5 protein-coding genes are annotated in these 10,992 nt (G+C 44.2%); all 5 read left to right on the top strand.

What is annotated here, in order from left to right:
* The first annotated feature begins 292 nt into the window (after positions 1-292).
* The 5 genes from ACIFO6_RS21260 to cas3 all read left to right on the top strand — a co-directional run bounded on the left by ACIFO6_RS21260 (position 293) and on the right by cas3 (position 10,879).
* The gene (locus ACIFO6_RS21260; protein ID WP_430043632.1) at positions 293-1,324 is read left to right on the top strand and encodes a Wadjet anti-phage system protein JetD domain-containing protein; all 1,032 of its coding nucleotides are present in this window, start codon (positions 293-295) and stop codon (positions 1,322-1,324) included.
* On the top strand, positions 1,321-2,865 hold the full coding sequence (locus ACIFO6_RS21255) for a replicative DNA helicase (protein ID WP_430043629.1): 1,545 nt from the start codon (positions 1,321-1,323) through the stop codon (positions 2,863-2,865). Before ACIFO6_RS21260 ends, ACIFO6_RS21255 begins: the two co-directional genes overlap by 4 nt.
* Positions 2,849-3,604, top strand: a complete 756-nt coding sequence (locus ACIFO6_RS21250; protein WP_430043627.1) for a DUF6063 family protein — start codon at positions 2,849-2,851, stop codon at positions 3,602-3,604. The genes ACIFO6_RS21255 and ACIFO6_RS21250 overlap by 17 nt, the downstream gene beginning before the upstream one ends.
* Entirely contained in the window at positions 3,588-8,018 is a 4,431-nt protein-coding gene (locus tag ACIFO6_RS21245) for a chromosome segregation ATPase (protein ID WP_430043626.1), read from the top strand. Before ACIFO6_RS21250 ends, ACIFO6_RS21245 begins: the two co-directional genes overlap by 17 nt.
* A gap of 440 nt (positions 8,019-8,458) precedes the next feature.
* Positions 8,459-10,879 (top strand): CRISPR-associated helicase Cas3', encoded by a 2,421-nt coding sequence (cas3, locus tag ACIFO6_RS21240; RefSeq protein WP_430043624.1) that lies wholly within the window; start codon positions 8,459-8,461, stop codon positions 10,877-10,879.
* Positions 10,880-10,992 lie beyond the last annotated feature (113 nt).

The following is a 10,992-nucleotide window of genomic DNA, read 5'->3' as shown; positions in this document are numbered from 1 at the left end:
CGCACTCTATATGAGTGCGTGGATTGAAATTCTCCTACCCAGGCTCGTAGTCCAATTAAAGCCGTAAAGTCGCACTCTATATGAGTGCGTGAATTGAAATTTCTTTATCTATTCCGATACAAATCATTGGCATAGTGGATCGGCTCTACTCTTCTATATATAGAAATCACCCCAAATTCTCTATCAATGCAACAGGTGCCGTTAATAGAACGAAGTAAGGTATATTCATACTCCCTTAGCACTTCGAAATGGTATAATTATTCAAGAAAAATCTCATTCATCAGGAGGGGCTATGGAATCAGAAGACATTTGCAGACGATTATTGAGTCATATTCAGAGTTACAAAAAATCTACTATTCTGCTCGAAGAGTTCGTAGATTTTATGAGCGGACATGCCGTTAATTATCCAACGTTTGCTGAGGCCATTCTACAGCTCGAAGAAATGCAGATATTAGTAGGGGTCAAAGCGCATGGCAGGAACGGGAAACACCCCGCACTGGCTTATCAATATAAAATTCGTCGTCAGTTCATGCGACAGGGGCACTTGCAAAGGATTCAACAGCATTCTGCTCAATTTCATCCAAGTATGAATCTGGATTGGTATTATGCGCAGTCCGAGGAAGCATGGAATAAGGATCTGCCCTATATTGAACGTATTCATCATTTTTTAGTAGAACATGGGTTGCCGATCAGTGAAGTGCCAGCCCCCGAGCGAAGCTACCAATTAACGGGGGATGAAAAATGGATTACAGATGGAGGGGGAAAGGTTGTTCTGGATCGTCTCGGATTATGGAACAAGATGCTCATTATACCTGTCAGCGATCCAGTGATGTGGGCGTTTAATACTTCCCAGGAAACTTCTCAACCTTACCAGTCTCATTTGATTGTCGAGAACAAAACAACCTTTCAGGCGTTATTAACAGGGCTGCCCACGCTACCTTTTTCCACCCTGATCTTTGGCTCTGGTTGGAAAATAGTTGGTAATCTGGAGATGTTTCGTTTACAGTATCCGGTGCAGGATGTGCAGCATACTTTTTATTATTTTGGAGACCTGGACTGGGAAGGCATTCGAATTTGGCATGCTTTGCAGGTCAAATATGCGGTGAAGCTGGCACTGGGATTTTATCTAGCTTGTCTGGATCGTAAGGGTGTGCCGGGGAAGCTGAACCAGATACGAAGCGAAGCAGATTTGGCTGCTTGTCGAACGTTCCTGCCAGAAGCAGCAGGTGAGCGGCTGGAAAATATGCTGCGTAATGGTCAGTACATCCCACAGGAAGTGCTCAGCCAGGAACAATTACTTGCGATTGGGAGATTGGGTGTATGAAACAGACGGTAACAGGCATAGATGCCAGTGAAATTATATCCGGGTTTGCAGGACGAATGGGCAAGATAGCCCTCTTTGATCCTTTGTTTGAATTGAGAAGGCAACGAAAAACAGACCGTAATGGCAAGCAGATAGCTATGATGGAGTTGGGTCTGGTGACACTTCTGTTTTTCTTTGAGAAGAAGCTATTACGCAGTCAAAAAACGAGTACGAGAGATTACATACAATTTTTAAAGGAAGCACTCGCTCCACATTATGAGCTGGAACAACCAGATTTGGAGGATATCGGGCGCAAAATTCTACAGGTGTTCCGTCCAGCGAATGGACGTAAGCGTGAAATGCCATTTTACAATCTGGACTCAGGACAAGAAGAAATCCTGCAAACTTCTATTTTGCGAACGGACAAATACGATGCACAGACGCAGGTTCAATATTACACATTAGATGAAGATGGGTTAGAGTTGGTATTCGCCACCAAAGAATTTTATCTTGAATTTCAACTGTCCATTCATCAGCTATTGTTGCGTAAACAACTGGAAAAGGGTGAATTTCAAGGCGCACTTCGCCAGATTGATGAGATGGAGGTCGATGTAGAGACTCTACAAGAACGTATTCGCAGAGTGGAGTATGAGATTAAACGCAATATTGTATCCGACGAGACTTTTCAACGTTATCGTTCATTGCTTGAGGACATCCATCTGCGATTAAATCGTGAGAATGAGGAGTTCGTGGAGCTGCGGGATTTCGTCCGCGAGACACGAGACCGAATCTATGCAGATCGGGAACAGGCAAGGTTCCAACGCCCCTATGAGCTGATTATCCGTATCTCCGCCAATTTGGAAAAGGTTCATAATGAACATACCCATCTGCTTCAGCAAAGCATAGAACTGGATTCGCAGGCATTACGGGCAGCCAAGGAGTCGCTATATTACACTGGGATCAGCTCTTTCAACTTTGAACAGGACATCACAGGAATAATTATAGGTCATCCGTTGTCTCCAGATGCATTACGGGGTGTAATTTCTCCATTTCTTACCGTAGAACAAAATCCGTTATGGTCGCTCTTGACCGTTTTTAATAAACAGCAGATTCACAGTAAGGACGGGGTCCATACTGATCCAGAAGGGTTTCTGGTAATGGATACTGGGGGAGACGATTCCTTCACTTTACAACGCAAAAAAGTCATCGTATATATGCTCTCGTTACTTTTGGAATGTGCAAAGGTACGTGAAAGTTCCAAATTCACTCTGAGTGATTTTGTGTCCTATGTAAAGCAAACGGGTCGGGAGAATCTGCTTCAGAGCCGGAATTTTTATGATTATTGGATGATGATTCATCAGCGCAGTCCGATCTCTGCACGGCAACGCGAACAGCAAACAGCTGATGAGAGTGACTTGAGTTTATATGAGGCTATGACGGATGCATTGAATGGGTATGAACTAACAGTGTATGAAGTTACAGAGCTTCTGCAAGTAACGGATCGGTACGTGATACAAGAGATGATCATTGAATTGGCAGGTGCTTATGATGCAATATCTTGAGGAAGAAGTGATGATAGCTTTTCAAATCTATACGTTGCTGGCCCGGCAGGGTGAGGCGGGTGCAGACAGTCTGCAACAATATGAGACAGATGATAAAGTGCGGGGGTTAGTGGATCAATTTGCAGCAGAGGTGGAATGTACTGTACTGACAGCTGGGAGACAGCTCTATCTGATTCCACTCACGCGACTGTCCCCGTTTCATATGAGTAACGACATGCTGAAAAAAACATATTTGCGTGGAAATGCTGTTAACGCGGACTTATATCTCATGTATCTGGCTGTGATCGTGTTCATCGGGGGCTTCTATGACAGCTACCAGACGATGGAGCCGACGCGCAATTTCCTGAATATGAATGATTGGTTGACTCTGGTGCAGGAGAGAGTCGATGTATTGCAGGAGCATGGGGATGAACAGTTGGAACGTTTGAGTAAGGAATTCTCTTATAGATGGGTCGACATCATTGAACGCTGGAATGCGATGGACGATATTAAGGAAAATGTCAAACGACAGAGTGGGCAGACGATCAGCCGTATTAGCTTTCTGGACACCGTCAGACGTTTCATGTTGGAGCAGGAGCTTGTAAATCAGGTTGGACCGGACGAGCTTGACTTGACGGAAAAGACGAAGATTATTGTGCAGCGTTACTTTATGGAAGCAGAATACAATCGGGGTATTCTTGAATTTCTGTATTCATTTAAGGAGTCCGCAAAGGAGGAACCCCATGCCAACCATTTCTAAAGTCAGGTTCACTAACGTTGTCTATGAAGCCGGGGCCAAGCGGTATACTGATTCGATCTTTCATTTTGATGGCCATAATGGTGCGGTTGTGCTGGAGAATGGAGGCGGCAAGACGGTCTTTATCCAGACGGCGCTTCAGGCTGTAATACCCCATGTTGAGTTGGCTGGACGGAAAATGAAGGATACTCTTGCGCTGGAAAATGGCCCGGCTCATATTGCAATAGAATGGTTGCTGGCGGAGAAGCCCCGGCGCAGGTATGTTGTAACCTGTATCAGTTTGTTTATGGACACGAATGGAATGAGCTCTTATCGCTTTGTTCATGAATATGGAGAAGGTGACGAGCACCGGATTGAACAGATTCCATTCACGAAGACTCAGGGTGATCGAGAACGGGTGAGTGATAAAGGAGAAATTCATGATTATTATATGTGGATGCAGCAGAATTTCCAACTAACCTCCAGGACTTTTTTCGACACCATTGATGAGTATAAAAAACATTTGGAGGAGCAGTACCATATTATCTCCACAGAGTGGGCTGCCATTTCCAAGATTAATTCCAATGAAGGCGGGATCGAAGCCTTTTTTGATGAATGTAAGACCACTTCTCAACTCGTTGACCGTCTCCTGATTCCGACCATTGAAAGCTCAATGGAAGGGTACAAGCAAGGGGCTTTTGTTGATCTTTTCCAGGCTCGACAAGATAGCTTTAAACAATATAAGGAACTCAAGGAGAAAATGGATACGAATCGAGATGTCCTTATCCATTTGCAAGAGTATGTGGAAGGCTATACACGATATGACCAGCAGAAGAAGGATTATGACCAGCTACGGCGAGAGTCGAAGTCGGCATGGCAATACCTTGAGGATATGAAGCAAGCGACTCTTGTAGAACTACAGCAGCTTGAAGTGCAGAAGAATGAACTGCAAGGTCAAGACAAACTGCTGGAGAAGCAGACTGACTCGTTGAAGATTGCACAGGCTAAAGAAGCTCTGGAAGCTCTGGAAACCGTGTATTACGAGGTGCAGGACGAATATGAAGCATTGCAGGATCGTACTGCCTCTGAGGAACAGCAGTATTATTCGATCCGGTATGCACAGATACGGGAACGGCAGAGAGAAGCCGCAGTCAGGCTTGAGTATATCCATGATCAGTTGGAGCAACTGGAGCAATCGGTTGATGAGCAGGAGCTTCAGGTACAGTGGGACCGGAATGGTCGGCATCTGCGAGCGTTTTACATGGAGGAGGAACAGAAGCAGAAGGCAATCCTTGAAAACATGGGAGTACAACGGAAGAAATTGGAGCAACAGCGGGATGAATCTGCCACAAGTGAAGATATGGAAAATCAGGCTCGTGAGCAGCTTGGAAAAGAAGAGAGTAGAATCGTAACACAATATGACAGCCATAAAGGTAGAGCCGCAGATATTTCCAGACAAATATTGAGCAACGTGCAGACGCAAACGGTTGAACGCGAGATGCCACTCTGGAAGGAAGAATACACTGTACTACAAAGTGAAATGGTCGTATCTGTACAAGTTTTTCATGAGATGGAGCAAAAGAAAGGACGATTACAGCAGCTACAAGTAGATGGAAGAGCACAGCTTGCCGAGGCTAGAGAAGAGTTGGGTAATGTACAAGCTCAGCTAACAGCATTCGATCAGGAGCATGCACAGATGGTTCAGGAATTATCTGTATTGCATCCTGCTTGGAGCCGGGTGACGTCCCTGCACACTCAGGCAGATTCGATTCGCAATCGTCTGAACAGCGGGATTGGACATAAGGAACGACAGAAGCAGGATCTTTTATATAAGGAAAGGATGGCTTATCGTTATGTAGATGATTATCAGCAGCAAAGTGTATTTTTTGCTGATCCGTATGCTGCTGAACTGGTTCACCATTGGAGTAATGAATTCTCCATGCTTCAGCTTGGAGTGCAATATGCTGAACAGAGTGAGCAAGCCAGTGAACATCCACTCTGGGAAATTACGCTACTAACCACCGTACACGAGAAAGAGAAGCTGCTGAGAAAGCTAAGACAGTCTGCGAGCAAGCTCCAGCATCCGATAAGGGTTTTGTCAACGGAGGATGCGAAGCGAATGTTAACCATAACCTCGGCGGGAGAGTCGTCGTTGGGAGAAAGCTGGGTTGAACCTGGACTGTGGATGGACATACAGGATTCAGCACAATTTCAAGTATGGAAGCAGGCAGCAGAGGAACGAGCGGAACAAGCCAGGCAGGAACGAGAAGATCAAGAGAATGAGCTTGAGCAATGGCGAGGCGCACTGAAGCAAACAGAACGTTTCTTTGATAAGTATAGGATGGAGAGCATACATGAACTGCGCCAGCTTCTGGAGCAACTTAGTGATCGACGAAATATCCTGGAGAAGCGATTGGAATTATGGGATGGGGAAATGAAGCATCTGGACCAGCAAAAGGACGAATTACAGCAAAAGAAAAGGGTACAAGAGCAGCAAATCGTGGAGCTGGAACGTCGTTTGAGTCTAGGGCATGAATGGGTAGCCATTGTTCAAAAGAATGGTGAGTTGGAGCGCGAACTGGTCTTAGTGCGAGAGCAAATGATCCTGAAAAAGAAGCATATGGATACATTCAGGCAGCAAAAAATCAGTCTGGATCTTCAATGCAGAGAGGCTGAAAAACAGATCACAGCTCTCGAAGGCAAGCTCATCCATATGCGAGAGGACGAATTGTATATAGAGGCTCAGGCATATAGCCCGCTGGAAAATTCCTTGGGTCTGCAACGATTAAGGGATGAGCATGAAAATCTGAAGATGAGGCGTCGGCAAATGATGATGTCCCGTACAGAGTTGGAAGGTAAGCAGCAGAGCCTGATACGTGAAAAGAGTCAGGCGGAGCAAGGGATGGCTGTGCTGCGGAAAGAACATTCCAATATTATCATGGAGCTGGACTTACCACCACACGTTGAAAACAGACTGGAAGGTATGTGGAAGAAGTGTGAAGAACTTAGAGAGCAAGTCCACAAAATCAGGGATGAGCTTGAACGTAGGCGCCAGGAGCGTGATCAGCAGGGAGGTGTAGTGAAGGAGCTATTGAGTCGGTATGCGCAAGACCACGGAGATCAATCACCAATATCCTTCCAAGGTTCACTGAGGCAGGTACATGAACGAATCAAGCAAACACAACGGGAACTGAGTCTCCAACTCCGTGAGGTGGATAAGGTGATGAAGTCCACGGTGGAGCAAGAACGCAAATTTGAACAGGTACTGAATCAGTGGAATCAGGTCATTAAGTTGTATCAGCTCGACGATCCTCAATTGAAGAGCGCGCAGCTCACGGAGGAGCAACGCAGCGAGTGGCTCTATCAGGCATACAAGCATAGCGAAGCTACTATTAAGGAACTGGAGCAACGAGCAAAGCAACTGGACCGAGAGAAGACTAGGGTCGAAGATCACAAGCAGCGCTTCCTGGATTTTTGTAACAAATATATTCAAGATCCGAAGCAACGTGAGATGGCTAAGAGTGGAGTACGGAAAAACGATACACTCGAAGAATTAATTGGTTTCGAGTCTTTGCTCAGACAGAGTATCGTGAAGACGAATCAAATTGCAGAGCTACACTTGCAGACAGAGGACCAGAAGCTACAGCAGTTTATTACCCATATCCATATGCACTTAAAGCAGATTGTACAGGAGTTGCGTAACCTTCCTAAGAAAACGAGTGTTAGAACAGCGAATGGAAGCAAGGAAATCTACGTATTCAAAATCCCAGAATGGGAAGAAGTAGAAGGTAAACAACGCATTCATGCTCATATTGACTGGATTGTTGAGCAGTTGGATCGTACCCCATATCAGGCTGAACATAACGAGAACTCCGTTGCACGAGTACGTAAAGATTTGGAGAAGTGGCTGGATTCCAAGCAACTATTACAGAAAGTGCTGAAGCATGAAACCATCCACATTAGTTGCCATAAGGTTACAAATGATCAACAGATCACAAGTGCCAAGTTCTCTTGGGAGACGTCCAACTCCTGGTCTGGTGGAGAGCGATGGAGTAAGAACATGACTCTTTTTCTGGGCTTGCTAAATTATGTAGCCGAGCGTAAACAGCATATCCAGGGGCAGATGAAGCGACACCGGGTAGTCATTCTCGATAATCCATTTGGCAAGGCATCCAGTGACCATGTGCTTAGTCCCGTATTTTATATTGCGGAGCAGCTAGGATTTCAGATTATTGCTCTGACAGCACATGCAGAGGGCAAATTCCTACAGGATTATTTTCCAATTATGTATAGCTGTCGGCTCCGTGGAGTCGCTGGCGAGCCTGGCAAACAAATCATTGATCCCCGCCAAAAGATGGATCAGGCCTATTTTCGCGATCATGCTCCTGAGTCCAAGATGTATATAGGTGAAGTGAAGCAATTAGAGTTTTTTGAATAAGTATGATGAGCGTCCGCCGTTAGATCATGTGAATGATCTTTTATTCATTGCCTGTACACGGCTGTATTTTTGTGAAGGTAGATTTTATGCACTTTGGGAGATAAATATAAAAGCAAGCGGATATAGGGTACTCTGTATGAGTGCGTGGATTGAAATATGTCCGCTCTATAAAAATTTTGAATCCTCAGAGGAAAGACTCTGGGGATTTCTTAATTTATAGAGGATGAATGAAAGCGTGGTATACATGTTCTTTCTCTCTGTATTAGTCTTTTTCGCTGGTACAAACAATGATTGATTGTATTGGTGAATTGACTGGAAATTTTATTTTTTAGGAGGAATTTGTCAACTGATGTCGAAATGAAGATATAAAAGTAAATAAGTCTTTGTACCTTTTTTATTATCTTATTAGTATAAAAGACTTGGTTCAGGAGGCGTGTTGAATGAAATATATAGCTCACATTCGACAGAAAGACGGATGTATTCAGACAGTGAAAGATCATTTACAGGAAGTGAAAGAGAGTTGTGAGCGTTATGGTGGGAAAATTGGCGTCCGTCATTTGGCTGGACTGGCGGGTTGGCTACACGATCTGGGGAAAAATACAAACGAATTCAAAACGTATATTCAAGAAGCTGTGGCTAATCCGGATGCACCTCCACGCAGAGGTTCTGTAGATCATTCAACAGCGGGTGGTAAATTCCTTTTTGACCGTTACCACCATTCCTCTTCCGTTAATGACAAGGTTGCTGCGGAATGGGTCGGAAATTGTATCATTTCCCATCACCAAGGTTTACGGGACTTTATTGATCCTGAGCTGACTTCTCCTTTTTTTAAACGGGTTTCTAAGGACTTGGAAGAATTTGAGCAAACAAAATCCGAATTTTTTGAGCATGTTTCACAACAAGAGCTGGATCAATATTTTTCTGAGGCTAGGAAGGAACTAGAGCATTATTTAGGCCTTATTAAACAGCACAAACTTCCTTCTATTGCTGCTTCCCTTCTTATGAAGTACATATTTAGCTGCCTGATTGACGCGGACCGAACCAATACCCGGCAGTTTGAAGAGGACGAAGAAACGGAACAACCTCTGGATAGTCATTCGTTTTTTAAAAGAAGCTATGATGCTTTGACAAACATGCTGGTGACGCTTGAGCACGAAAGTGATTCTGAAGAGCCCATTAATTGTTTAAGACGTGAGATGTCCCGGCAATGTGACGATTTTGCACTACGTCCATCCGGTATATATACGCTATCCATTCCTACAGGCGGAGGAAAAACACTGGCAAGCTTGCGATATGCGCTTAAACATGCGATGACCTTTAACAAGGATCGAATCATTTACATTGTTCCCTACACAACAATTATTGAGCAAAATGCTGCGGAAATCAGGGGTATCTTGCAGGAAGACGATATGATACTGGAGCATCATTCTAACGTAATTGAGGGAGAAGATGAGCTTGAGAACGAAGATTATGACGTGCATCAGAAAAAAATAAAGTTAGCAAGAGACACATGGGATCGCCCGATTATTTTCACGACTATGGTTCAGTTTCTGAATACCTTCTATGCGAAAGGTACGCGTAATATACGAAGATTGCATCAGTTGTCGAATTCAGTCATTATTTTTGATGAAGTTCAGTCAGTACCTGTGAAATGTATTTCTTTATTCAACGCAGCACTAAATTTTTTGCACATTATGGGTGACTCCAGTTTGTTGCTTTGTACAGCGACGCAACCCGCCCTTGATTTTGTAAAGCACAAGCTTCATTTTTCCGATCAGGCCGAAATTATTGAAAATATGGATGAGGTGGGCAAAAGTTTCAAACGGGTAGACGTGGTGAATCGCACAACAACTTTGGGGTGGGGAGCCGAGGAACTGGCCGACTTTGTTCAAGAACAAATGGAAGAAGTCAACAGTTTGCTTGTGATTCTGAATACAAAAATGGCTGTGCGTAAGCTATTTGACCAATTAACCCAACGTGAGGGATTGGGAGAAGGTGGCGCAAGATTATTTCATCTGAGCACGAATATGTGTGCGGCCCATCGTAAAGATGTGTTGTCCGAACTAAAACAGGCCCTTGAGGCAAATGAGCGTGTCATCTGTGTTAGTACGCAGCTTATTGAAGCAGGAGTCAATATCAGCTTTGAATGCGTTGTTCGCTCACTATCTGGGCTGGACTCTATTGCGCAGGCAGCAGGTAGATGTAACCGACATGGCAAGGATAAGCTACGGTATGTGTATATCATTAAATCGGCTGACGAGAATCTTTCAAGGTTGCCTGAAATTCAGATTGGCAGGGAACAGACAGAGCGTATATTACATGAGTTTGATCAGGACCCGCAACGATTTGACTATGATTTATTATCTGCATCAGCAATGAAAGCCTATTTTGAATATTACTATCACAATATTAAAGAAGAAATGGATTATCCCGTTTCCAAGCTGGAAAAAAATTTGTTCGAATTGTTGAGTGCAAACAAGGACTATTATGGAGCTTATAAGAAAAAGTGGGGTAAAAATCCCGAGATTTTAAGCCGCCCATCTATAGCGACTGCGGAGCAATATTTTGAGGTCATCAGTAACAAGGCTACATCAGTATTGGTACCTTATAATGACGAAGCAAAAGAGTTAATCTTAGCGTTTAATGGTGAATTGGACAGTCGTGAATTGGGCGGGCTACTGCGGAAACTGCAGCCCTATGTCGTTAATATCTATGACTATGAGCTAAAAAAGCTGGAGAAAAACGGTGATCTATATCCTTTATTGCATGGTCATGTTCTGGCATTGAGGGAAACGGCTTATTCTGGGCAATTTGGAGTTGGGTCAGAGGGTGAAGGAGAATGGTCGATGGCTATGATCTAAAAGAGAAAGCCCGCCAAAGGCGGGCACTCAAATAATCCTGTATAATTTTCAATCCACGCTTCTCAGCGACCCATTGAGTGTAGCACAAGATCAGAGACACAATCAATATGCAA

It is taken from the genome of Paenibacillus sp. NRS-1781 (assembly GCF_050467745.1).
Lineage (GTDB): Bacteria > Bacillota > Bacilli > Paenibacillales > Paenibacillaceae > Paenibacillus > Paenibacillus terrae_A.
Note: the sequence above shows the minus strand (reverse complement) of the source record. Positions and strands in the feature narration are given on the sequence as shown.

Bases quoted from the DNA above. Each gene is read 5' to 3' on its own strand.
- ACIFO6_RS21260 (WP_430043632.1), top strand. From the start codon at position 293: ATGGAATCAGAAGACATTTGCAGACGATTATTGAGTCATATTCAGAGT.
- ACIFO6_RS21255 (WP_430043629.1), top strand. From the start codon at position 1,321: ATGAAACAGACGGTAACAGGCATAGATGCCAGTGAAATTATATCCGGG.
- ACIFO6_RS21250 (WP_430043627.1), top strand. From the start codon at position 2,849: ATGATGCAATATCTTGAGGAAGAAGTGATGATAGCTTTTCAAATCTAT.
- ACIFO6_RS21245 (WP_430043626.1), top strand. From the start codon at position 3,588: ATGCCAACCATTTCTAAAGTCAGGTTCACTAACGTTGTCTATGAAGCC.
- cas3 (WP_430043624.1), top strand. From the start codon at position 8,459: ATGAAATATATAGCTCACATTCGACAGAAAGACGGATGTATTCAGACA.